We start from the raw sequence: 24,931 nt of genomic DNA, 5'->3' as shown, positions 1-24,931 counted from the left end.
TTTAAATCTTACTGTTTTTAACTTTTAATTTTGCGAAAATCAACAAAGTATCTATTATATACGATATTTTGAATCACAAAAAGATGCTCTGGGGAGAGCATCTTTTTGCTAGAGTATATTTTACATTTGGGCAAATTTATTATAAATCTCCTTTAAATGATTTTTGATATAGCTCTTTGATTTCTGAAATCAGCGGATAGCGTGGATTTGCTGCTGTACACTGATCATCAAAAGCTAATTCGGAGATCGCATCAACTTTTTTATTAAACTGTTCTTCTGTTACTCCTGCTTCCTGAATTGTTGCAGGAATATCCAATTCTGTTTTCAGTTCATTAATTGCATCTATTAAAAGATCTACCTTTTCCTCTGGAGTTCTTCCTCCCAGACCAAGGTGATCTGCTATTTTTGCATATCTAATTTTAGCTCTTGGATATTTATACTGTGGAAAAGCTGTCTGTTTAACTGGTTTATCACTGGAATTATATTTGATGACATTGTTAATTAGTAAAGCATTTGCCAATCCATGTGATAAATGAAAAGCCGATCCCAGCTTATGAGCCATTGAGTGACAGATTCCTAAAAAGGCATTGGCAAAAGCCATACCAGCAGTTGTAGCTGCATAATGAATCTTTTCTTTTGCTTTTCTGGCATCTGCTCCTCCCTGATAAGACTCGGGTAAATATTTAAAGATTAATCTTATGGCTTCTAAAGATAAGCCTCTGGTATATTCACTTGATAAAACTGATACATAGGCTTCAATTGCATGAACTAAAGCATCTATCCCGGAATGTGCTGTCAGAGTTTTAGGCATTGATAGCACCAGATCAGGATCAACAATTGCCATATTTGGTGTTAACTCATAATCAGCAATCGGATATTTTATTCCTGTACTGTCATCTGTTACTACTGCAAAAGGAGTAACTTCTGAACCTGTACCGGAAGTAGTCGGAATCGCAACCAGTTCAGCTTTGTTTCCTAATTCAGGAAATTTATAAATTCTCTTTCTGATATCCATAAAGGTCATTGAGAGTTCCTTAAACTCTGCCTCTGGATGTTCATATAACAGCCAGGCAATTTTTGCGGCATCCATTGGTGAGCCCCCACCAAGAGCAATGATTAAATCAGGTTTAAAACTCTGCATCTGTTTTACAGCTTTCCGGACCATAGAAATTTCTGGATCTGGCTCAACATCGGCAAACACTCTATAATCAACACCATGCTTATCCAGTTCATCTGTAACTCGATCAGTATAGCCCATTTTGGCAAGCGGCTTATCTGTCATAATAAAGGCTCGCTTTTTGTCTTTCAATTCTGCCAGAGCAGAAGGTAGCGCTCCATATTTAAAATAAATATTTTCGGGAACTTTAAACCAGAGCATATTTTCTTTTCTTTCTGCAGTCGTTTTTATATTCATTAGATGTTTAACCCCCACATTTTCACTGACTGAATTTCCACCCCATGACCCACAACCTAAAGTTAATGATGGCTCGAGCTTAAAGTTATAAATGTCACCAATTGCTCCCTGTGATGAAGGCATATTAACTAAAATTCTACCTGTTTTCATCTGATGACTGAAATAATCTTTACGCTCATCATTTATACTGTCAGTATATAAAACGGAGGTATGACCAATTCCACCAAATTTAACTAATTCAACTGCATTAGCCACTGCGTCTTTAAACTCAGCTGCTTTATATAAAGCAAGAGTTGGTGATAATTTCTCATAAGAAAAAGGCTCTTCTTTACCAACCTCTTCTACTTCTGCAATTAATACTTTTGCATCCTGAGGTACATTAACTCCTGCCATTGCTGCGATATTATGAGCACTCTGCCCTACAATTTTAGCATTAATATGGCCGTCAATAAGCAGAATTTCGGATACTTTTTCTCTTTCAGCTTCACTTAAAATATAAGCTCCACGATCTTCAAATTCCTTTTTTACTTTATCATAAACTTCATCAACCACAGTTACTGACTGTTCAGAAGCACAGATAACTCCGTTGTCAAAAGTTTTACTCATTAATATTGAACTAACAGCCATTTTTAGATGAGCTGTCTCATCAATAACTGCTGGAGTATTTCCTGCACCAACCCCAATTGCTGGTTTCCCTGAAGAATAAGCTGCCTTAACCATTCCTGGGCCACCAGTTGCCAGGATCATACTGACTTTGGGATGCTGCATTAAATGCTGAGATAACTCGATTGAAGGCTCATCTATCCAGCCAATAATATTTTCGGGAGCTCCTGCTTCCACTGCAGCTTTTAGAATAGTTTTTGCCGCTTCAATTGTACACTCTTTAGCACTAGGATGGGGAGAAAATATAATAGCATTTCTAGTCTTTAAAGAAATTAAGGACTTAAAAATTGTTGTTGAAGTTGGATTGGTTACCGGAACAATACCGGCGATAATTCCAATCGGCTCCGCAATTTTTTTAATACCATATGCAGTATCTTCTTCCAGAATCCCACATGTTTTTTGATCACGATACTTATTATAAATATATTCGGATGAAAAATGATTTTTAATTACTTTGTCTTCAACAATTCCCATTCCAGTATCTTTAACAGCCAGCTTAGCTAGCTCAATCCGCTGATCGTTAGCAGCAATTGAAGCTCTTCTAAATATTGCATCAACTTCCTGCTGGCTATACTCGGCGTATTCTTCTTGAGCTGTCTCTACTTCAGCAATCATCTCATCAAATTCTTCTACTGTACTAACATTTTTAATCTTCATTAGTTATCCTCCTTTTGGACTTATAAAGTTATTGTGAAGATTATAACAAATTTTAATAAAAAAATATTTTCTTTATCTTATGAAATTATAATGGTTGTTATATCAGCCTTTTATTTTTATAACTTATCTGATATTTATAGAATAACACGCAAAAATTATTATATCAAATATAAAAGTGTTTAATTTCACATTATATTTAATCTTTAAAAGCGATTAGCTATCATTTACTATGCTAAATCCTATTAATTCTCAGTTTTATTTAGATAGCAGCTAAAAATTTTAGTTTATTTTAAAAAATGTTATAATAATAATAAGCAAAAGTGAATAAAATGAAGTACAAATTATTTAGTTTGACTAGTTTCTATAATTTAGAATAACACAATAGGAGATGATATTATTAATAATAAATTTACAATCAATGAAAAAAATGAGATGTATCAAATAGAACAAATGGAAGAAAAAGCTGTTCTGGTTGGTCAAAATGAAAGTGAGTTGAATGAACTGGAACTTCTTGTTGAAACAGCAGGAGCAAAAAGCATTTTAAAAATGACCTATCATGACCGAAAAATTGATCCCGCCTATTATATAGGAAGTGGTAAGGTTAGAGAAATTAGAGAAGCAGCTGAAACTGCAGCAGCCAATTTAATTGTATTTGATAATGAACTTTCACCTGTTCAGCAACGTAATCTGGAAGATAAAATTGAAATAAAAGTAATTGATCGCTCTCAGGTAATCTTAGATATCTTTGCCCGTCATGCTCACAGCCGTGAAAGCAAAATTCAGGTTGAACTGGCACAGCTAGAATATCGTCTTCCCCGCTTGCAGGGACGAGGAGTAGAAATGTCAAGACTTGCAGGTGGAATTGGAACTCGTGGTCCTGGTGAAACAAAACTCGAGGTTGACCGCCGTCGAATTGAAAAGAAAATCCACCGTTTAAAAGAAAATTTGAAAGAAATTAAAGCCAGCAGAGAAGTTCAGCGCAGCAGCAGGCGTGACCCAGTGGCAGCACTGGTTGGCTACACAAATGCTGGGAAATCAACTTTAATGAACAGACTTGCTGGAGCAGACAGTTATACTGCTGACAAATTGTTTGCAACTCTTGATTCTACTATGAGGCAGCTGGAGTTACCTGTGGGTCAGAATATTATTTTGAGTGACACAGTTGGCTTTATCAGTAAGCTCCCCCACCAGCTGGTAGCTTCTTTTAGAACTACCCTGGAAGAAATAGAAAATGCTGATATTATTCTGCATTTAATTGATGCCTCAAACTCTGATCTGGAAAGAAATATTAGGGTGGTTAATGACGAAATCAAAGAGTTGGTTGAAGTTGACTGTAAAATCATCAAGGTCTTTAACAAAATTGATTTAATTGAGGAATCACGACTTGCTGATTTAAAAATAATTTATCCAGATGCTCTTTTTATCTCAGCTTTAAAAAGAATTAATACTAATTCTGTTGTTGAGAAACTAAATAAAATTATCAGCGAAGAAATGGTAGAAGTAGAGCTGGATCTTCCCTATTCTGAAGCATCCTGGGTAGAAAGGATTCACAATACAGCTAAGGTATATGAAGAAAAATACCAGAAAAATAATATTTATTTAAAAGCTCTGCTTCCTCAAACTACAGCTGCAAAACTAAAAAAATACCGCAGAGAAGCTTAAATTCTCTGCGGCTTACTTTTTAAAAATTATTCTATTCTATATTCTGATTAATCATTTTCAACAACTATTTGATCAGTATCAACTTCGGGAATCCCTTTTTCTTTTGCTTCCAGTTCAGCAAGCAGTTCTTCCACTTCTTCTTTATTAAAAGTATAAGTGTTATTACAGAAATGACAGCGAACTTCGATTTCTCCTTCTTCAGCCAGAGTCTCTTCTATATCCTCTCTGCCAAGTCCGGCTATTAATTCATAACTTCTTTCTCTACTGCAGCGGCATTTGAACTTAACATCTTTGCGGGCCATAATTCTATAATCCATATCTCCCAGCAGTTCCTCTAATAATTCTTCCGGAGTCATTCCAGCCTCAATTAATTTACTGACTGAACTTACCTTTGCCAGATTATCTTCCAGCATCTGAATAGTCTCTTCAGAAGCATCAGGAAGTAATTGGATAATAAATCCTCCAGCTGCTTTAACACTGAGATCTGTGTCTACTAAAACCCCCAGACCTACAGCTGATGGAACCTGTTCAGAGGCAGTAAAATAATAAGTTAAATCTTCCCCAATTTCTCCCGAAACTAGCGGCACACTACCTGTATAAGGCTCTTTCATTCTCATAATTTTGGTTAAAGAAAGTTCTCCTGCCCCAACAGCCTTTGCCACATCAAGCTTACCTGTATCAGTTTGATATAAATCTAAGTTTGGATTTTCAATATAACCTCTTACTTCACCCTCCTGATTGGCATCAGCTACAATTTTACCGGCAGGTCCAGTACCTTCAATTTTTAGAACAATTTCATCTCCAGACTTAACTAATGAGCCAGTTAATAAGGCACCAGTAATAACCCTACCTAAAGCTGCAGTTGCTACAGGGGTAGTCTGGTGTCTCTCCTGTGCTTCTCTCACAACATTAGTAGATTTAACTGCCAGAGCTCTTATTTCCTTATTGGTTGTTATTGCACGAATTAAATAATCATCCATATATAATCTCCTCCAGATTGATTAGCTACAAATCAAATTATAATTTTAATTATCCATACATTATTTTATTAAATTCAGCTCTAATGTCAAATTATTTTATTCTAACTTAATTATACAAAGTTCTCATTTTAATTTTCAGTAAGTATAAAGAAATTATTAAAAACCCCCAAATACCTAACTTCACTCTCGGATTTCTGTAGAGTGAAAATACTAAAAAAGACATAATCATCAACCTCGGTCTGCAACTCAAGCATTGGTGCTGCAACTGCACCTCCAAAAATTCTTTCAATATCATTGTCTGCCTGCGAACGAATCTCTGCAACACCCCAGTTGATAAATTCTTCCCGAGAAGGATTCGTAACCGCTGCACCGACTAACAAAACCAGAATAATTACTAAGCTTATTAAAAAATTTTTCATTTAATCACCCTCTTTTCTTTTTAGTTGGTAAATATCAGAATCTACTTTCTCTGCTTTAATCACAAAATTGAATTTATTTATTTTTAGACAGTACTCAAAATCTTCAGCCGGCATTTCTGATTGAGTCTCTTCTACAAAAAATCTATCTCCGGCAGGACTCCTTAATCTCTTTTTAATTTCAGCCTTAGAAAAAGTTTTTTTGTTTTCTAAAATTCTTGTTAATTGATCGATATAAAGATTATCCTCAGCTGCCTCTGTGACTCCGTTATTGCCCATTGCTACCAGAGAGACCAGTTGAGGATCCTTGCTTTTAATATAATCAGCCACCGCAGTAATATTTACAAAACTACCTGTAATAATTTCAGCTGCATTTTGGGCTGCAATGATTCCTTTAGTACCGGCACTGGTACTTAAAATTATATTTCTATCCGCAAAATTATGACAGGAGATGAAGTATGGAGAATTATTAAAGTCAAATTCTGAAATTTTAATTCCCCTTCTCTCTCCAATCAATACTGAATTTTTTAATTTCTTTTTTAATTGTTTTGCTGTCTTAATTTTACTAACTATAAAAATATTTTCTGCTTGATTTGCAAAAAGATAGGCGGCAGTTGTATAGGCTCTGAAAACATCAATGATTACTGTTAAGCCTTCTGCTTCTGCAGCTCCCTCTAAAAATTTTAGTTTTTTTATTTCCATCTTTCCACTTCCCTAACTTCCAAATTTTATGGCTTAATATTTTTTTAAACACCAGAGAAATTTAATATCTGGCTGAGGCCAGACTCCTATTTAAAAGATCTTCAATTTTTTCTATTTCCTGATTTTTAAGAAAAGATCTAAAGGCTGAACTTTCATTTAGTAATTTCTTTAAATTTTGCCTGCTTAAATTAGCTTTTCCCTGATCTCTGGAACCATCTTTTGTAATTAAAAGTTCCTGATAACTGATATATTCAAAGCTAATTATTCCCTTAGCCCGAATAAACTCTAAAGCTCTCTTAACAGCTATCTCCTCTGCTGAAAGGGCCAGTGCAGCCCGCTCCAGATTAAAAATTCCGTTCTCCTGCTTCAGGCTGAATTTAAGCAGCGAAAGTAATTTTTGGATGAATTTATTAAAAACTAAACTCTCTTCTCTGCTCTTAACTAAAATTAATTTTTGACAGTTACTTAAAAGTATAATTTCTTTTAAGACAGGTAGTGAAGGAGGAATGGTGAGCAAAACTAATTTATCAGCCTTTTTAAAATAATTTCGATTTATTAAGGGATAAAGTTGATATTCCTGCAGACCCTCAGCAAAGTAAACCGTGTTTTCTGCACCAGCTTCAAGTTCTGAAATTTTTTTCTGGCGCCAGTCAATTACTTTAAGCAGTCTTTTTTCATTTTTTCCTTTTTTAACTTTTTTAGCGACATCTTTTAGTGGTGCAAGTGCTTTTATTTCAAGCTGCAGGCTTTTATTACCCTGATAAATATTCTCAGTTAATCTGCAGGCAGTCTGCTGCAAAAAGTTGCTTTCCAGTTCTCCCGCCCACCACCAGAGTGCTGTGATTTTTTTATCCTGATCACCGAAAATAAGTTTTTTATGTTTACCAGCCGATATTTCACGACTGCTTAAGACTTTGCTTTCCAGATAAAAAAGAGGCTCTGGATTGGCTTCGCCAAAGGGAGCAAAAAGTCGCAGTCCCTGATAAAAATCATCATTTATTTCTTCCAGCTTCAGATTCAAATCTGTCTCAATTTTTAGCTCAGAATCAATCTCTGTTAATTTTTGATCAATCAGACGCTGCAGTCTTAAACGGAATTTTTCCAATCTGTCTTTCTTTAATGAGAAACCCGCTGCTGCTGCATGACCCCCGTGTTTTTCTAAAAGATCAGAACACTTCCCGATCAAATTATTAATATTTACGCCTTCAATCGAGCGGGCAGAGCCGGTTATCAATTCACTCTGCTGATTTGAAGTCATTAAAACTGCCGGTACCTGATAGTTCTCAGTAATTCTTCCTGCTGCTATCCCAATAACTCCCTGATGCCAGCTGGAATCATAAGCAACAATTCCCTGCCGCTGGCCGCTTTCGATTTTCTTCTCTGCTTCCAGATAAATTTTCTGGCTTATTTCTTTTCGATGCTGGTTAATTTGATATAATTCCGCGGCCAGTCCGGCTGCCTGCTTTTTATCATCTGCCAGAAGTAATTTTAATCCCTTTTCAGCACTGTCAATTCTACCAGCTGAATTTAACAAGGGTCCAATCTGAAATCCCAGAGTCTTTTCATTTATCGTTAGAGGATTTATATCAAGTTCATTGTAAAGAGCCTTAAGCCCAATTCTATCTGTATTTTTCAATCTTTTTAGACCGGTTTTAAATAAGTAACGATTTTCTCCTTTTAGGGGAACTACATCAGCTATAATGGCAAGTAATAATAAATCCAAATAATCTTTCTCAGCTCCATTCATCTCAAGCCGCTCATAAATTGCTTTTATTAAAAAATAGGCCATCCCCGCTCCTGGCAGCCAGTATCCCTGATGATCTTCAGGCAGCAGCCGGGGGGAAATTACATAATCTGCTGGAGGTAATTCATCAGGCAGATCATGATGATCAGTGACGACAAAATCCATTCCGAGTTCTCTGGCAAATTTCACTTCCTCATAATTACTGATACCACAATCACAGCTGATAACCAGATCAATTTGATCCTGGTATGAAGCCAGTACTTCTTTATTGAGACCATAACCCTCTTTAAAACGATCAGGGATGTGATAGCTTATCTGATCAGAAAGGCGGCTTAGCGCTCCAACTAGAATTGAAGTAGAAGTTATTCCATCAACATCATAGTCCCCATAAATTAAAATTTTATTATTTGCTTTAATATGTTCTATAATAAAATCTGCAATTTCCATAATCTGAGGAAAGTCTCTTAATTCAAGCTGGGAATAAGCAGCTGGTTCTATAAATTCTATTAACTCAGCCTTTGAATTCAGCCCCCGCTTCTGAGCCAGTCGGGCAAGCTGTTTATTTTCAAGATATTCAACTAATTCCTCAGCTGGTTCAAATACTTCTGCTTTTTTAATCTGCATAGCTCAAATCCACTCACTCTCTATATTTAAATACTATATCTGAATTTAGATAGCGCAAATATCTTTTTTTCTTTTCTTTTAATTCACGGCTGCCGAAAAAGAATATTGAAAAGGCTTCCCAGAGAAAAACCCAGCCTCCTACAAATAGTCCTTCCATCAGCAGGGAAATCAGAAGTGACAGGTCTTTATTTTCTGGAATTAAATAGGCTGTAATTAAAAATAAAAGGCCCATTACAATATAGGTCATAATTTTTTTGTTATTATTTTTTAAATCCTGATCAATAAAAAATAAATTCATTCTAAAATTATTTTTTATTGTCGCTCTGGAGTCTGCCTCTACTCCCTCGTCCTGTTTGTCTTCTGGCAGATAAAAGCAGAGCTCCACTTTTTCCTTTAAGGGCAGCTCATAGCTTGCTCTTTCTAAAAAATGACTCAATTCTGGATCAAGCTCTTTTCGATCAAGAGCTGAGCCATCCCAGCTGTTAAACAGATCATCATAATTATCTAAATTAAGTTCAACCAGATATGCATTGTTGTGTTGATTGGTGTGATAAATGTAGCGGAGCTGATACTCATCTTCGTATTCAAACATAATTTAAGAATAAATTTTTAATTTATTCTCCAGAAACTCACCTCGTTTTATTTATTAAAATCTAATGCAGGAATCTAATTAAATCTAATTTCGCTTAAAATTCTATTTCTTCAACCGCTTCCCAGTCAAGATTCAAATCTAAATCATCTTCTATAACTTCTCTGGCTTCCGTTTTTTTATCTCTGCAGATTGGCCTGTACTCACAAAATCTGCATTTATTTAAATCATCTGTAAGGGGAAAATCTTTTTCATTTAAAATTTCAGTGATCAGCTGCTTAAAATATTCTCTATCCTGCTCAAAATCCGCTGAAGTATAATTGATTCTCACCCGCTGATCTGGATAACGGGGGTTCCAGTAAATAAGTTCCGGCATTTCTTTGAGATTATAATCGTCAGCAAAATAATCATAACCAGCTTCATATAAAAGATATAAATAAAAACGGCTCTGCATTGAGCTTTCAACATCTTTTTGATAAAGGCTTTTTTTATCTGTTTTCCAATCATAGATTATAAATTTTTTCGCTTCTGAATTATATTTTAATAGATCATATTTAGCCAGAAGTTTTAAATTATCCTGCCTGTAGCGAAGTTCCTGCTCTGCAGCTACTACATTCTCTGCTGGCGAAAATGATTTTAACCTATTGAACCAGGCGGCCAGCAAATCAGCTGAATCAAGTACGGTTTCCCCCAGGCTCTGACTGTAATATCTTTCTGCCAGCAGGTGAAACTGTCTTCCCTGTTTTAAATCATTTTTTACCTCTTCTTTCATTCCCCATTCAGCCGGCCAGTAAAGACCATCCAGATAGCGGTAGCGAAAACGACGACGGCAGTTATTAAAGATAGAGAGGGCCGATTGAGAAAAATATAAATCTTTTAAGCTGTTTACTCCCATCTAATCTGCCTCCTCTGCCTGATATTTCTTTACTATCTCCTTGATAAAATTATCTAAAGAGATAAACATAAAAGCAGGATCTTTATCCCATTTGCCCTTTTTTTGATGGGTGCTCAAAAACAAGTTTTTCCGGGCCCGGGTAATTCCAACATAGAGCAAACGCACTCTTTCTGCAATTAACTCCTGCCGGGCCTTATAATCAGCATTTCTTTCCTTTTTTTCATTTAAAATATATTCTAATTCTGCTCTTGCCGAAGCTTTGGGGTTTTTTATTTCTTCATTCAAATAAAACTTTTCACCCATAAAATAATCATCATTATCATGCTGAAAATGGCTTGAAGTTAAACTACCAATAAAAACTGTATCCCACTCCATACCCTTAGCTTTGTGAAGGGTGGAAAGTGTTACCTGATCAGGTTTGGCCTCAAAGCCTTCCATTTCAGTTAAAGTTTCAGCAAACTGCCGCAGCCGATCTCTAATTTCAGGCAGCTCTGCTGTTAATTGGTCCAGCCTCCAGGCTGGATTTTCATTTAAAAGTCTGCCAAATTCTAATGCCAGGTTTTGGGCCAGCGCCAGTTTTTTTCCGGTCAATTCAATTCTTTCAGCCAGAAATAAAATAAGTTCATCAGGCGGCAGATCCATTGAAGCCTCAAGCCATCCCTGAGTTCGAGTCAGGGCTTTAAAAAAGTCATCAAATTTATCTCTTTTTCTAAATTCAGACTCAAAATTATCACGATTTAAACCCGAGAGAGGGAATATCAACTCCTGATTCTCTCTTTCTGCCAGTGCAGCTTCCAGCAGCTGATTTAATTTTGGCTTTTCTTTAGCAAAAACTTCAGCAAAAACAAGCTTTAAATTATCTGCAGAAGCAGGTGAAGTTAAAAACTTTAAAATAACTTCCAGTTCTGTTAAAAAGGCATCACTTGAACTGCTCCCGGCGAGCTGAAATTCTCCTCCAAGTTTCTTAATCTCTCCTGCTATTTCTTCCAGCTGCCAGCCGGTCGGCATCAGTACAGCTGTAGTGTTATTGTTATTTTCCCCTGCCTTACGCAGAGCCTGTCTGGCAATAAATTTCTTTTCTGTCTTCCAATCTTTAAAAGCTCTGCTTCCAATTCTATAACCTTCGGGGTCGGGGTTGGGAGCCGGGTCATCCTTAACAGTCGGCTGAATATATTTTTTTTCCAGAGGCTCAATTTCTCTTTCAGCAAATTCTTTTTGGCTCCAGTCAACCAGATAATTTGCCAGGTCTATAATATCCTGACTGCTTCGGCTGGAAACCGCCATAGTCTCTACATCAACATCTTCTCTTTTACAGTAGCTGCGAAAAATATCAGGATCTGAAAGAGTAAAAGTACCTGTAATCGCCTGATTGCTGTCTCCAACTCTTACTAAATTATTGTTTTCCCCAGCCAGCAGATAAAGCATCTCTTCCTGAGCCTGATTGGAATCCTGAGCTTCATCTTCAAAAACAAATGCATACTGAGAAGCAATTCGTTCTGTAAACTCAGGATCTTCTTTCAGTAATTTCAAACTCTGCTGAACAAGATCATCAAAATCTAATAAACCAGCTTGAGCCATACGAAATTCATATTCGGCAAATATCTCTGCTGCAGGATATAAAATATTGGCTGATTTAAGATTTGAATATTTAACCATATTTTTAAGCTCGTCACCTTCCAGCAGCTTTAATTTGAAATAAGAAATCATAGACGCAACATAGGCTGGAAAATCATCTTCTTTCCATTTTTTTAAATATTTATCAAATTGATAGCTGTTTTTTTCTAAATTAAAAAACTGCTGCAGCAGCTCTCCATTTTCTCCGGCCCATTTGCGGCATAGATCTTTTATCCAGCGGTAGCGCCTTCCGGCTTCAATTAATTCAAATTCTTGATTGATCAGCCTGGCTTCTGGCTTTTCTTTAATAATCCCCAGCGCCAGAGAATGCAGGGTTTTAACACTATAACCCCGGCTGCGGGGAAGTCCTTTGCTGGCTAAAAAATCGCCAATTCTTCTGCGAAAATTTGCCACTGCTGAATTCATATAAGTTACAATTAATATTTTTTGGTTATTATTTAACTCAGAGGCAATCAATTCTGCTGCCAGATGAGCAAGAACTGTTGTCTTCCCTGCTCCTGGAACTGCAGGTACAGCAAGCTCTCCACCTCGATATTCTAGTACTTCTTTCTGTCCTGGTCTGGGTTTAAACTCCATTCTTACTCTCCTCTCACATCAAGCCAGCGATAAAGTGGTCCTTCCTGTTCTTTACCACTGCTGTTTAGAAAACTATCTGCTATATAAATTCCTTTTTTAACTTTATAAATTAAACTGATTAAAAAATCACTGAGCTGATTTAACCTTATCTTTTGATCTAGACTGTCATTCCAATTATCAATCTGCTGCCACTGTTCAGTATAAATATAGGGATTAACAAGTTCTTTAGCAATACTCTGCAGCCAGTCACTACTGGAAATATCAAGTAAAAATAGATAGTCAACTCCAGCCAGTTCAGGTGAAAATAAAAATTTATAGGGTGAAGCCAAAATAACTCCGGCTTCTTTTTCCTGACCTTTAAATAGAGTCTCTGCGGCCAGAGTTCCCTCATAAATCATCTTAATATAACGTTCACTTAGATCATTTTTATGCTGATGAAAATTTTCTACTGCCTGATGGAAACGGGCAACTGATTCGATCATCTGTCTGCAGGCAAAAATATCTTCCTGGGAAGGATCTAAAGGGGCCAGAACTTCACTAAAAACCAGCTGAAAAAAATCTTCAATTTCCAGCTCTTCCTCTTTTTTATCCTGCAGCCAGTCTTTTAGATAATCATACTTTTCAGCAGATTGGAAGTTTATCTTTTCTCTCAACCCACTCTGGTCAAGGTCTATCAATTTCATACCGGAAGCAGCAATTTCCTCAGCCAGAATATATGAACGCAGGGGATCCAATTCTAAAAGCAGCGACAGTGCCTGCTGCAGCGAAGAAACGCCAACTATATTAGTTCTCTCACAGTGAAATAAATATAAAATTAATAGAGCTCGTGCAAAAGGAATATCAATTAGTCGTTTAGAACGGTTAAAATTACTCAATCGATAACCATTTTTTTCTAAAATCTGCTGCAAACTAAAGCTCAGTACTTTGTCAATTTTAGGAGAAATAACCGCTATTTGATCAGCTTTGACTCCTTTTTTTAGAAGTGAAATAATCTTTTTCCCAACTTTAATCAGCATTTCACCTCTTAACTCACTATCAATTTCTTCCAAGAGGAGTGAAGACTGTACTAAATTGGACTTTCTTTCTTTAATTACTTTTTTTATTTCTGCAGCTAAATCACTGCTCGCTTCTGAGGCAGTGTAGTTTTTATTAATTTCAATTATTTCTGCTTCCGCTTTAAAAAAACGCTTTTTGGCCGCAGCAGGATTACCCCCAAAAAAACGATTAAAACCCCCACTCTCATTAAAAGTAAAGATACCTTTAATCTGAGATTCAATCAATGACTTTATCAATTCTTGCCCGGCTGGAATCATTTTTTCTAAATCATCTACCAATAAATAATTATATTGTTTTTTTAAATTACTGAGATAATCAGGATCAGCCAGCAGATATTTGTTAAACAAACTTACAGCTGCGGAATAATCAAAGAGCCGATAAGTAAGCGAAAAATTTCTAAAAGTCTTCATAATCTCTAAAGACTGTTCTGCATATTTTCTACGTTCTTCATCATTCTGAGTCCAACCTAGCATTCTCTGCTTAAGCTCCTTAAAACCAAGCATGTTGAAAGCAGCCAAATTCAAATTATCAATTAACTGAACTGCAATCTGAACAGGTCTGGCCTTAATACTCCGAAAATATGATCTATCTTTTCTATATTTTGCCACATAATTACTCATTAAAAAATGAGATGTTTCAATATTCATAAATGTTGGCTCTATCAGTTGATTGGAGCCACTGTATTTTCGCTCTACAGCAGGCCAGTTCTTATTTAACTGCTGATTGACAAAGCCAAAATAAGTATAGATATTTAAATTTCCCATCATTTCTATATCTAATTCTTCTCTAAACTGACTGACGGAACGGGCAGAATTTAAAAACAAGAGTATCTTTTCACTACCCTGTTCAGCTGCCAGCCTTTGGTAGTCAGTTTTCAGTTTTGAAGTTTTACCACTACCCGTATTGCCACTGTAAATACTGTACATCAGCCAGTCTCCTTTAGTTAAAATTATGAAAAAATTTTAAAATATAATTCAAAAAAGAACAACAAATTAGTTATTAATAAATCTCGATAAAAAACCAGATCATTAAAAAAATCTGCATCCCCAGTCGAGAAGCTGTACTGGCAACAAAAGCAAAGATGCTGCTTAAGGCAAGTTTAAAGGAATTCCCTTTATTTCTGCTCTGCCAGTATTCTGCGATAAATATTAAAAGAAATGGACCAATTATAAAACCCAGCGGTCCTAAAAATAAGGTCCCTAATATCATTCCTAAAACAGCAGCTATAATTGTCCTGTTGGTACCACCCTGGCGTTTAATAAAATAAGCATTAGCCAGATAATCTGCCAGAAAAATAATGACTGTAATCAACACTGCACCGGTCCAAAAATAGGGTGAGTAGCTGATATCAGTTTTAATTATTCTGTATAAGATAACTGCAGCCCAGAAAAAAACAGAATCAGGCAGTACCGGCAAAAAAATTGCCGCAATTTCCAGGGTAAATAATATTAAAATCATAAGTAATAAAAAAATTTCCAACCCGATCACTCCCAGGCAACGAATTGCTCAAATTTTTAAAAAAATAATAAATCATTTAATCTACTTCTAAAGTCTAAGCTAAATTTTATTATAACACAAAAAACAAAGAGCAAGCAAAAAACCCTGTCATCTAAACAGGGTTTACTAGCTCTTAAATATTTTTTTTGAATAAATAAACTGTGAACTTTTTACTTTATTCCGCTAAATAACAGTTGCTTTTAAAAATTTTATTAAATTAGCAATATCAATAAATTATGCGTTGTCAGAAACCACTTTCAATACTTCATCAATATCAGGAAGTTCCGGTATATCATATTCTTTTACCCAGAGAATTTCTCCCTGATCATTAACTAAAATATTAACTCTACCTGAAATTCCTTTTTCTCTGATGAAAATTCCCAGTTTAGAAGCAAATTCACCATGAGGCCAGAAGTCAGATAAAAGTCTTAAATTTTCAAGTCCAATATCCTCTGCCCAGGCACGTTTGGAAGGAACAGGGTCAACACTAATTCCTAACGGAACTGTATTATTTTTTTCAAATTGATCATAATTCTCTTCTAGAGCCTGCATTTGATTACGGCAGACACTTGTCCAGGCAAGTGGATGGAAAGAAAGCAATACATTTTTACCCTTGAATTTTTCTAAAGTAATTTCTTCTTCCTGATGATCACTTAACTTAAATTCTGGAATTTTTTCACCTTTTGTTAATTTCATTTGAAATACCTCCTGTTAAATATATTTAAACCTGAGTTATTAACTTGTGTTAATTGTAACTCTCTTAAGATTTAATATCAAGTGAAAATTTAACAATTTCCATAATTATTTGCTTTTGTATTTACAAAAATTGTGATATAATGTTTTATGATATTAACTGGCTGTGGCGCAGCTTGGTAGCGCGCTTCGTTCGGGACGAAGAGGTCCGGGGTTCAAATCCCCGCAGCCAGACCATTTATTTATAAACTAAAAGGCAGTAAAGCTCATCCAGGAGATTGAGCTTACTGCCTTTATTATTATTATTTAATTAATACAAACTTTTTAGCTATTCTTTTCCAACTTCTTCATAATTGAACGAGCAATTACAAGTCCCGAAACAGAAGCCTGCATCAGCCCTCGGGTTATACCGGCACCATCCCCACCAAAGAATAGATTTTCAACCTTACTTTCCAGATTATCTTTAACATCTAATCTGGAAGAATAAAACTTAACCTCTACTCCATAAAGCAGGGTATCACGTCCATAAATTCCTGGTGTAATTTCATCAAGCGCCTTTAACATTTCAATAATTCCTGTCAGGTGTCTGTGAGGAAGTACCAGAGATAAATCTCCAGGAGTTGCATCTTTTAAAGTCGGTTCAGTTACAGATCGTTTCAATCTTTCTTCAGTAGTTCTTCTACCTTCCAGCAGATCACCCAGCCTCTGAACCAGAACTCCTCCTGCAAGCATATTAGCCAGTTTGGCAATGTCTTTACCATAAGTAATTGGCTCATGGAAAGGTTCTGTAAAAGTTTTGCTTACCAGTAGAGCAAAATTAGTATTATGAGTTTTAAGATCAGAATGGCTGTGGCCATTAACTGTAATTAAACCCTGATTATTTTCACTAACTACCTCACCATAAGGAGACATACAGAAAGTTCTCACCTTATCTTCAAAGGTAGGAGTATGATATATCAATTTAGATTCATATAAATTATCAGTCATATATTCTGTTACTGCTGCTGGGCATTCTACTCGAACTCCAATATCAACAGGGTTAATTGCCGTCTCAATGTCAAGTTTTTTAGCCTCATTAGTTAACCATTCAGCGTTTTCCCTACCCGCTGCTGCCATCACAAAGTCAGCAGTTATTTTTTCGCCTTCAGCTGTTTTAACAGCCTCAATTTTATTGTTTTTTACTATAAAACGCTTTACATTAACTCCAAACCTTATTTCTACACCCTGTTCTTCTAAATAATCCTGCATATTCTGTAAAACAACCTGACTGTATCCTGTTCCCAGATGCCGTAAACTGGCAGGTATAAACTTAAGTTCTGCTCTGACAGCCTTTTTCCTAATCTCATCTTGTTTATCATCTGCTACTCCAAAAATACGATCAGGCGCACCAAATTCCATATAAATATCATCTGCATAGGAAATATTATCTATTAATCGCTGTCTTCCTATGTAATTTTCTAAATTTCCACCAATATCAGGAGAAAGAGAAAGTTTACCATCACTATAAGCTCCTGCTCCACCCCAGCCCGATACTATTGCACAGCTTGGACAGTTAACACAGCCCATCCCAGGATTTTCTTTCATTGGACAGACTCTTTTTTCCAGATCAGTACCCTTTTCTAAAATCAGAATATCTAAATCTGCTTCTTTTTTCACAAATTCCATCGCAGTAAATATTCCAGTTGGTCCAGCTCCAATGATAATCACATCATAATCTTTTTTGCTCATTAATTTTTAAACCTCCAGGTTTTTTAATAAAGTCTAAATATTATTTTTTAGACAAACCAATATTATAGTTTCTAGACCAGAAGTTAAATTCCTGCTTTTAATTTTATTTTTTTCAAAATAAAAACCGACCTTAAAGAAATAGTTAAGGTCGGTAGTTAAATTTCTCATTTTATTTTTAAATTAACTCTGCAAGATTTTAAATTAAAATCCAATCAAAGTTGAAATACCAAACTTAACACCTTTGGCACTGTCACTAAGTGCTAATAAATCAGCAATACCTAAATTAACCTTAACATTGTTGCTGATATTAATTCCCATTCCAGCAGCAACTTCAATATCCTCTCTTAAAGAAGAATAATTAACTCCCAGACGCAGGGGAATAAATTTATTCTTTCTAAATTCACTACCAACTGCATAAATGTTATCATCCTGTCCACCATCATAGCTTACTCTTGAATAATCAGCATATAAAACAGTGTTTTGACTGAATTCTTTTTTCATTCCTAATCTATATACTCTTGGAAGTTGATAAGTGATTTTACCTTCTTCACCACTTAAATTATTTTCTGTTAAAGTATCATTTGGATTATTTTCTGTTGTAACTCCATATCCCGTACCATCAATAACAGAACTATCCGCAGATAATTCACCAATATTCATTGCACTGAAGGCAAAAGTATAATCATTGCTTGTTTTAATAGCTAAACCAAAATCAAAAGCATCACCTGTCGCCTCTCCATCTTTAGAATGGTTTTCATAAAATTCAGCATCTGAAGTACTATACTCTACATATGGGTCACCAGAATTTTCATTTACAGTCGCCTTAATTGTTCCGCCACCAGAAAATTTATAGATTTCTCCTTCTAGATAGTGATATGTAGCTCCAAAATATACAGACTCAATATTATGAGAATTATTTGACCAGTTTCTAAAAATCTGACGAGCATAGCTTAAAGAAACATCTGCTGTAGCAGCTGCTCCACCAGCACTGTCACCAAATTCAACAGTAACTGAACCTTTATCTTGTAGTGACTCAAGACTAATCTCAGGTGTATCACCTGTCAGAATCTCAGCTGCATCACTATCTGTTTTCAACATTCCTTCTGCTCTTCCATTGACTGCCAGAGCAAAATTCTTATAATAAAACTGAGTTCCAAAAGCACTTCTACCGGCCAAAATTAAATCTTCACCAGTTAACTTGCTCTCAATCTCATCTTTAGAAAATTCACTGTTCTCAAAAACATTATTCCAGATAGAAAAACCTAGATTTGCTTTTAAGGCAAAATTATTATCTCTTAAAGCCAGTCCAGCCGGATTAGAATAATAGGCTGCCTCACCTGTCATAGTAGAAAAGTTATCCCCCATCCCAATTGCTTCCGCATCAAGTGCGGCAGAGGCAGTTAATGCTGTCGAAAAAATAATTGTAATTGTTAATAGAAATAATAGTGTTTTTTTCATTTTCTTCCTCCTTGAATTTTTTATATTATCAAAGAAAAAAGCTCAAAATGAGCTTTTTTCTTAATAATCGTTAATTATTTGTTTAATTGTTTTCTTCCAGGCGACTCAAAATCAAATTATAACCATCTTCACCATATTCTAAGGAGCGTTTAACACGGCTAATAGTTGCTGTACTCACACCTGTTTCTGCAACTATATGATCATATGTATAACCTTCTTTAAGCATTCTAGCCACTTCCAGCCTCTGACCCAGAGCTTTTATCTCACCAATTGTTGCTATATCCTGAAAGAAATTATAGCATTCTTCTTTGCTTTCAAGCTTTAAAATGGCTTCAAACAGCTGCTCAGTAAATTTATCCTTTATATTTCTGGACAAAGTTTACACCTCTCTTCTGGACATTATTCCCATTCTATTGTTCCAGGTGGTTTTGAAGTAATGTCAAAAACAACTCGATTAACGTCTTCCACCTGATTAACTATTCGATTAGAAATTGACTGCAGCACTTCATAGGGCAGGCGAGCCCAATCTGCTGTCATAGCATCATCACTATTTACAGCTCTCAAAATAATCGGATAGCCATAAGTCCTTTCATCTCCCATAACTCCAACACTTCTCAGATCCGGTAAAACGGCAAATGACTGCCAGATGTCACGGTAAAGACCCGCTTCTTTTATTTCCTCCTGCACTATTGCATCAGCATCTCTTAAAACTTCTAACTTATCCCAGTCAACATCACCGATTATTCTGATTGCAAGTCCAGGACCCGGAAATGGCTGGCGCCAGACAATTTCTTCTGGCAAACCAAGTACCTCACCTATTTTTCTTACCTCATCTTTAAAAAGAAAATGCAGCGGCTCAACCAGTTCAAGATTCATTTCTTCTGGTAAGCCTCCAACATTATGGTGACTCTTAATTGTCGCTGCCTTATCTGTGCCTCCACTTTCTATGACATCTGAATAAATTGTACCCTGAACTAGATAACGAACATCTGATAATTTTTCAGCTTCTTCGTCGAAAACCTGGATAAACTCATCACCAATAATTTTTCTTTTTTCTTCCGGATCAGTTATCCCTTCTAATCGGCTCAGAAAACGATCTTTGGCATCTACATAAATTAAAGGAATATTAAACTCTTCCCCAAAAGTTCTCTTGACCTGTTCTGCCTCACCTTTGCGAAGTAAACCATGATCAACAAAAATACAGGTCAGCTGATCTCCTATTGCTTTATGAACAATAGCCGAAGCAACTGCAGAATCTACGCCTCCTGAAAGGCCACAGATAACTTTGCCTTTACCAACCTGATTTCTTATTCTTTCAACCTCTTCATTAATATAATCTGCCATATTCCAGTTCGCTCTGGCATCTACAATCCTAAATAAAAAATTATGAAGAATAGTTTTCCCCTGAATTGTATGATTAACTTCTGGGTGAAACTGGACTCCATAAAAATTTCTTTCAAAATCAGCCATAGCTGCTGTAGCTGTTAAATCAGTTTTAGCAATAACTTCAAATCCTGCTGGTACTTCCTTGACATGATCTCCATGGCTCATCCAGACTTGAGAGTGGTTTTCGAGTTCTTTAAATAATTTTTTTTCGGTATAAATTTCTAAATCAGCCTTACCATATTCACCATGCTCTGCTTTTTCTACATGACCACCATCTAAAAGCTGGGCCATCAACTGCATTCCATAACAAATACCTAAGATTGGAATCCCAAGTTCAAATACACCCTGATCAACCCCGGGTGCTCCAGGAGCTGTAACACTATCAGGACCCCCAGAAAAAATTATAGCTGCTGGATCAATTTGTTTGATTTCTTCCAGCTCAATATCATGCCCTCTAATTACAGAATAAACATTAAATTCTCTTACTCTTCTTGCAATCAGCTGACTGTACTGGCCGCCAAAATCAAGAATCAATATCTTATCGTAATCCATCTAATTCCCCTTCCGCTTTTATTTACTAAAGTATACAGTGGAATTAAGCCTTTTGTCAAGGAATAAGTCGCTGAGAAAAATATTTATTAAATTCAAATATTAAAACTCCCTCCTGTTAAAAGGAATTGAACAGGAAGGAGTTTTCTTTTATCTAATATCTAACCTTAAAATTAGAGTCTGTGATATTAATTAATCATTTTTTAATGCAGCCTGGGCCGCAGCCAATCGAGCTATTGGAACCCGATAAGGTGAACAGGATACATAGTTTAAGCCGGTTTTATGGCAGAACTCAATTGAAGAAGGTTCTCCACCATGTTCACCACAGATTCCAAGTTTCAGTTCTGGTTTTGTTTTACGTCCCAGCTCGGAAGCTTTTTCGACAAGTTGACCTACACCTTCCTGATCTAAGACCTGGAAAGGATCCTTGGCAAATATCTCTTGATCTAGATATTTACTAATAAACTTACCAGCATCATCACGAGAGAAACCATAAGTCATCTGAGTTAGGTCATTAGTACCAAAGGAGAAGAAATCAGCATGTTCTGCAACTTTATCTGCAGTTAAAGCTGCTCTTGGAATTTCAATCATAGTACCTACACTGTAATTGACTTTGACACTTGAATTTTCCAGAAGTTCTTCTGCAACTTCAACAGCATCTTCTCTTAATATTTCTAATTCTTTGGCTGTACCAACAAGAGGAATCATAATATCTGCTTTAACATCATAACCTTCCTCTTCTTTAACTTCCAGAGCGGCAGACATTATTGCTTTAACCTGCATTTTATAAATTTCAGGATAGGTAATACCAAGACGACAGCCGCGGTGACCGAGCATTGGGTTCATCTCTTCTAATTCACCAATGATTCGTTTTAACTCATCAACAGGTATACTAAGTTGTTCAGCAAGATTTTTAATATCTCTATCATTCTGAGGCAGGAATTCATGTAATGGGGGATCTAAAAGCCTTACTGTTACAGTCTTATCCTGCATAACTTTAAAGATTCCTTTAAAATCATCTTTTTGATAGGGGAACAGCTTATCCAGAGCTTTTTTACGTTTCTTTTTACTGTCAGCAACTATCATTTCTCGAACAGAAATGATCCTTTCACTATCAAAGAACATGTGCTCTGTACGACAGAGTCCAATACCTTCTGCCCCAAAATCAACAGCTACTTCTGCATCATGAGGAGTATCAGCATTAGTATAAACTCCCATCTCGCGATATTCATCAGACCATTCCATCAGCATTCTAAAATTATCTGTTAAATTAGCATCTGTAGTTTCAACAATTCCTGCATAAACTTCCCCAGTACTACCATTTAATGATATATAATCTCCTTCATTAAACACACGATCATCAACAAAAAACTGTCTGGAGCTTTCATCAACTTGAATATCTCCAGCACCAGCAACACAGCATTTTCCCATTCCACGTGCAACAACTGCCGCATGAGATGTCATACCACCACGTGATGTTAAAATACCATTGGACTTAACCATTCCTTCAATATCTTCTGGTGAAGTTTCTTTACGAACTAGAATTACATCCTCTCCATCTGCTGCTGCTTCTGCTGCATCTTCTGAGTTAAAGTAAACTTTACCTGTTGCTGCACCAGGAGATGCTGCCAATCCTTTTGCCAACAGATCTGCTTTTTCCAGCTCTTCTTCTTTAAAGTTTGGATGTAATAACTGGCTTATATCCTCGGGATCGATTCGCATTACAGCAGTTTCTTTATCAATTAAACCTTCTTCTTCCATGTCAACTGCAATATTGACTGCTGCATCTGCAGTTCTTTTACCGGTTCTGGTTTGAAGCAGGAATAAATCTCCTTCCTGAATTGTAAATTCAATATCCTGCATATCTTTATAGTGCTGCTCTAAAGTCTCAGTTACCTCAATAAATTCGTCATAAACATCAGGCATTAAATTATTAAGTTCACTGATATCTTTTGGAGTTCTGATACCTGCAACAACATCTTCCCCCTGTGCATTAAGCAGAAATTCGCCAAACACTTTGTTTTCTCCAGTTGCAGGGTTTCTAGTAAAAGCAACACCTGTACCAGAATTTTCACCTATGTTACCAAAAACCATAGTTTGCACATTTACTGCAGTACCTAAATCATGAGGTATATCATTATGATTTCTGTAAGAAATAGCACGGTTATTATTCCAGGAACTAAACACAGCTTTAACAGCCATTAATAGTTGTTCTTCTGGTTTTTGTGGGAATTCTATGTCTTTTCTATTTTTTATTAAAGCTTTAAAATCTTTTATTATATCTTTCAAATCATCAACAGTTAAATCAGTATCATTGTCATAGCCTTTTTTCTCTTTTTTTCTTTCTAGATAATTATCAAATTCATAACCAGGTATTCCCAGTACAACATTACCAAACATCTGAATTAAACGTCTGTAACTATCATAAGCAAAGCGAGGATTGGAGGTCTTTTTAGCAAGTCCTTCAACACTCTTATCATTTAAACCAAGATTTAAAATTGTGTCCATCATACCTGGCATAGAGATAACTGCTCCAGACCTAACAGAAACTAAGAGAGGATCATTTACATCACCGAAATCTTTACCAATTTTCTTTTCTAAGTCTTTTAAGTGTTCGAAAATACTTTCTTTGAGACTATCTTCCAACTTTTCACCAATTTCAATATAGTGAATACAGGCTTCTGTAGTGATTGTAAATCCTGGAGGCACTGGCAGACCAATTTTACTCATCTCAGCAAGATTGGCACCTTTACCACCCAACAGTGACTTCATTTCTTTTTTACCTTCTTCAAAGCCATATACATATTTCTTCAACAAAACCCCTCCTTTTGTTAGTTAAGATCATTTATGATATCAATGACTAAATTAGCAGCTTCTTCGACAGCCTTTTTAGTCATATCAATTACAGGACAACCAACTTTTCTCATTATCTTTTCAGCGTATTCCAACTCCTCGTAAATTTTTTCTATTGATACATAATCCACACTGTTATCAAGTCCTAAAACCCTTATTCTCTCTCTTCTTATTTCTATTAAATCTGAAGGATCAATCATCAATCCAATTATTTTTCTGCGTGGAACTTCAAACAATTCATCTGGTACTTTTGATCCCTTTACAAGTGGAATATTAACCACTTTATAGTTTTTATGAGCCAGATACATACTTAAGGGAGTTTTTGATGATCGTGAAACCCCAATTAAAACAATATCTGCTTTCAAAATACCCCGTGGATCTTTACCATCATCATATTTAACAGCAAATTCCACTGCTTCTACCCTTTTGAAATAATCCTCATCAAGTTTGCGAATAACACCTGATTCTCTCACCGGTTCTTGTCCCAAAAAGTCGGTAAAAGTATTCAAACAGGGAGCCATTACATCAATGTAAGGAACTTTTTTTTCTTCACATTTCTGTCGCAGATATTCAGATATCTCCTTATTAACGATGGTATAAACAAAGATTGAATTTTCGGAATTCAAGCTTTCTATAATACTATCAATTTTGGTTTTGCTTTCTACATAGGGATATTTCTTAATTTCATAATCTGAGTCTTTATACTGTTCTGCCGAAGCTCTTGCCACCTGTTCTGCAGTATCTCCTACTGAATCAGATAATACATAGACTAAGAAATTTTTTATCATATAATCACCTTATCCTACAGACTTTTTTACAATTATTATATATCTCTTTTTATATATCACCACCTGTATTTTATTTCTATTTTTTGCAAAATAACCCTTTACTTTTCGCAAAAAATTATGAAAATTTAAAATAAAGTATTTTAATTGGATGTTTTTCAGCAATATTATTTTGTTTATTCAGCATTAATTAAATTAGTTAATATTAAAATAAAACTTTAATTTAAACTTTCATAGCTAAATTGTTTTCTCTTATAATATTTATTCTCTATTCGTCAAAAAAATCCTTTTTTAAAAGCAGAAAAATTTTCACTAACTCTTCTTTTTTAAGACGCATGGTCGAGTTAGTATTAGGACATCGAGTCCGTC

General features: G+C 35.6%; 18 protein-coding genes and 1 tRNA gene. 2 read left to right on the top strand and 17 right to left on the bottom strand.

Annotated elements, in window-relative coordinates:
• Positions 1 to 139 precede the first annotated feature (139 nt).
• Positions 140 to 2,734 carry a bifunctional acetaldehyde-CoA/alcohol dehydrogenase gene (gene adhE / locus BW929_RS07800; RefSeq protein WP_076544811.1) on the bottom strand — a complete coding sequence of 865 codons (2,595 nt, stop codon included), beginning with the start codon at positions 2,732 to 2,734 and terminating at the stop codon, positions 140 to 142.
• A gap of 432 nt (positions 2,735 to 3,166) precedes the next feature.
• On the opposite strand from adhE, the gene hflX reads away from it, so the two are divergent.
• On the top strand, positions 3,167 to 4,396 hold the full coding sequence (gene hflX, locus BW929_RS07795; protein WP_076544810.1) for a GTPase HflX: 1,230 nt from the start codon (positions 3,167 to 3,169) through the stop codon (positions 4,394 to 4,396).
• Positions 4,397 to 4,443: 47 nt separating this feature from the next.
• On the opposite strand, the gene hslO is transcribed toward hflX, so the two are convergent.
• The 10 genes from hslO to BW929_RS07745 form a co-directional block, all read right to left on the bottom strand.
• Positions 4,444 to 5,376: an Hsp33 family molecular chaperone HslO gene (hslO, locus tag BW929_RS07790; RefSeq protein WP_076544809.1), complete on the bottom strand. Its 933-nt coding sequence runs from the start codon at positions 5,374 to 5,376 to the stop codon at positions 4,444 to 4,446.
• 128 nt (positions 5,377 to 5,504) lie between these two features.
• Positions 5,505 to 5,795: a hypothetical protein gene (locus BW929_RS07785; protein WP_076544808.1), complete on the bottom strand. Its 291-nt coding sequence runs from the start codon at positions 5,793 to 5,795 to the stop codon at positions 5,505 to 5,507.
• Positions 5,796 to 6,494, bottom strand: a complete 699-nt coding sequence (locus BW929_RS07780; protein WP_076544807.1) for a 2-phosphosulfolactate phosphatase — start codon at positions 6,492 to 6,494, stop codon at positions 5,796 to 5,798. It lies immediately after the preceding gene.
• Between the two features lie 61 nt (positions 6,495 to 6,555).
• Positions 6,556 to 8,862, bottom strand: coding sequence for a single-stranded-DNA-specific exonuclease RecJ (gene recJ / locus BW929_RS07775; RefSeq protein ID WP_076544806.1), 2,307 nt, complete (start codon positions 8,860 to 8,862; stop codon positions 6,556 to 6,558).
• Positions 8,863 to 8,875: 13 nt separating this feature from the next.
• Positions 8,876 to 9,454 (bottom strand): hypothetical protein, encoded by a 579-nt coding sequence (locus BW929_RS07770; protein ID WP_076544805.1) that lies wholly within the window; start codon positions 9,452 to 9,454, stop codon positions 8,876 to 8,878.
• 94 nt (positions 9,455 to 9,548) lie between these two features.
• Positions 9,549 to 10,346: a PD-(D/E)XK nuclease family protein gene (locus BW929_RS07765; RefSeq protein ID WP_076544804.1), complete on the bottom strand. Its 798-nt coding sequence runs from the start codon at positions 10,344 to 10,346 to the stop codon at positions 9,549 to 9,551.
• Complete coding sequence (locus BW929_RS07760) at positions 10,347 to 12,557, bottom strand: ATP-dependent helicase (RefSeq protein ID WP_076544803.1); 2,211 nt, start codon at positions 12,555 to 12,557, stop codon at positions 10,347 to 10,349.
• 2 nt (positions 12,558 to 12,559) lie between these two features.
• Positions 12,560 to 14,539 (bottom strand): UvrD-helicase domain-containing protein, encoded by a 1,980-nt coding sequence (locus tag BW929_RS07755; RefSeq protein ID WP_076544802.1) that lies wholly within the window; start codon positions 14,537 to 14,539, stop codon positions 12,560 to 12,562.
• A gap of 73 nt (positions 14,540 to 14,612) precedes the next feature.
• Positions 14,613 to 15,101, bottom strand: a complete 489-nt coding sequence (locus BW929_RS07750) for a DUF456 domain-containing protein (RefSeq protein ID WP_234978077.1) — start codon at positions 15,099 to 15,101, stop codon at positions 14,613 to 14,615.
• A gap of 243 nt (positions 15,102 to 15,344) precedes the next feature.
• Positions 15,345 to 15,806, bottom strand: coding sequence for a redoxin domain-containing protein (locus BW929_RS07745; protein ID WP_076544800.1), 462 nt, complete (start codon positions 15,804 to 15,806; stop codon positions 15,345 to 15,347).
• Positions 15,807 to 15,963: 157 nt separating this feature from the next.
• Between BW929_RS07745 and BW929_RS07740 the strand changes: the two genes are divergently transcribed.
• Positions 15,964 to 16,040, top strand: a tRNA-Pro gene (locus BW929_RS07740).
• 87 nt (positions 16,041 to 16,127) lie between these two features.
• Here the strand turns inward: BW929_RS07740 and BW929_RS07735 are convergent.
• The 6 genes from BW929_RS07735 to BW929_RS07710 all read right to left on the bottom strand — a co-directional run bounded on the left by BW929_RS07735 (position 16,128) and on the right by BW929_RS07710 (position 24,565).
• A complete protein-coding gene (locus BW929_RS07735) occupies positions 16,128 to 17,531 on the bottom strand; it encodes an NAD(P)/FAD-dependent oxidoreductase (protein ID WP_076544799.1) in 1,404 nt (467 codons plus the stop codon).
• Between the two features lie 201 nt (positions 17,532 to 17,732).
• A complete protein-coding gene (locus tag BW929_RS07730) occupies positions 17,733 to 18,989 on the bottom strand; it encodes a hypothetical protein (protein WP_076544798.1) in 1,257 nt (418 codons plus the stop codon).
• Positions 18,990 to 19,071: 82 nt separating this feature from the next.
• Complete coding sequence (locus BW929_RS07725) at positions 19,072 to 19,365, bottom strand: YerC/YecD family TrpR-related protein (RefSeq protein WP_076544797.1); 294 nt, start codon at positions 19,363 to 19,365, stop codon at positions 19,072 to 19,074.
• A gap of 23 nt (positions 19,366 to 19,388) precedes the next feature.
• Positions 19,389 to 20,927 (bottom strand): glutamine-hydrolyzing GMP synthase, encoded by a 1,539-nt coding sequence (gene guaA / locus BW929_RS07720; RefSeq protein ID WP_076544796.1) that lies wholly within the window; start codon positions 20,925 to 20,927, stop codon positions 19,389 to 19,391.
• Between the two features lie 189 nt (positions 20,928 to 21,116).
• A complete protein-coding gene (gene ppdK, locus BW929_RS07715; protein ID WP_407645373.1) occupies positions 21,117 to 23,741 on the bottom strand; it encodes a pyruvate, phosphate dikinase in 2,625 nt (874 codons plus the stop codon).
• Between the two features lie 14 nt (positions 23,742 to 23,755).
• Positions 23,756 to 24,565, bottom strand: a complete 810-nt coding sequence (locus tag BW929_RS07710; protein ID WP_076544794.1) for a pyruvate, water dikinase regulatory protein — start codon at positions 24,563 to 24,565, stop codon at positions 23,756 to 23,758.
• Between the last annotated feature and the right edge of the window lie 366 nt (positions 24,566 to 24,931).

This window comes from Halanaerobium kushneri (genome assembly GCF_900156285.1).
Lineage (GTDB): Bacteria > Bacillota > Halanaerobiia > Halanaerobiales > Halanaerobiaceae > Halanaerobium > Halanaerobium kushneri.
The sequence above is the reverse complement of the archived record's forward strand: the minus strand, read 5'-3'. Positions and strand labels throughout refer to the sequence as shown.